Raw genomic sequence first — 787 nt, 5'->3', positions numbered from 1 at the left:
CCAACTTCTTCGAGCTGGCCGTCGCGGCCGCGATCAGCCTGTTCGGCTTTCATTCGGGCGCGGCGCTGGCGACCGTCGTCGGCGTGCTGGTCGAGGTGCCGGTGATGTTGCTGGTGGTGCGCGTCGTCAACCGGTCGAAAGGCTGGTACGAGCGCGCGTGAACGAACGGGCGTATCCATCTGCATGAACGACATCCTGATTCATCGCCATGACACGGAGGGCAAGCGTGCTTGATCTTTCTAACGACCTGCCGCAACTCGATCTCGAATCGTTTCGCGTGCCGGATGCCGGACAGTTGCGGCCGGCTTCTCCGTCCACGCATGCGCCGCGGTTCCTGTTGCTGTACGGCTCGCTGCGCGAGCGCGCCTTCAGCCGCCTGCTGATCGAGGAAGCCGCACGCCTGCTGACGGCGATGGGCGCCGAGGTGCGCGTGTTCAACCCGAGCGGCCTGCCGCTGCCCGACGATGCGCCGGAGAGCCATCCGAAGGTCGTCGAGCTGCGCGAACAGGTGCAGTGGTCGGAAGGCATGGTGTGGTGCTCGCCCGAGCGGCATGGCGCGATGACCGGGATCATGAAGGCGCAGATCGACTGGATTCCGCTGTCGATGGGCGCCGTCCGGCCGACGCAGGGCAAGACGCTCGCGGTCATGCAGGTCAGCGGCGGCTCGCAGTCGTTCAATGCGGTCAATCAGATGCGCGTGCTCGGCCGCTGGATGCGCATGCTGACCATCCCGAACCAGTCGTCGGTGGCGAAGGCGTTCGGGGAATTCGACGAAGCCGGGCGGATG

1 protein-coding gene and 1 pseudogene are annotated in these 787 nt (G+C 66.1%); both read left to right on the top strand.

Annotated features, from left to right (window positions below):
* Positions 1-161 (top strand): annotated as a pseudogene (locus JMF90_RS39005) (arsenical-resistance protein); the annotation flags it as partial.
* A gap of 47 nt (positions 162-208) precedes the next feature.
* A partial coding sequence (gene arsH / locus JMF90_RS39000; protein ID WP_201326539.1) for an arsenical resistance protein ArsH occupies positions 209-787 on the top strand: 579 nt, incomplete at its 3' end.

The sequence above is a fragment of the Burkholderia sp. E168m23 genome, assembly GCF_016586125.1.
Taxonomy (GTDB): domain Bacteria; phylum Pseudomonadota; class Gammaproteobacteria; order Burkholderiales; family Burkholderiaceae; genus Burkholderia; species Burkholderia orbicola.
This window is presented reverse-complemented; position numbering and strand designations above follow the sequence as displayed.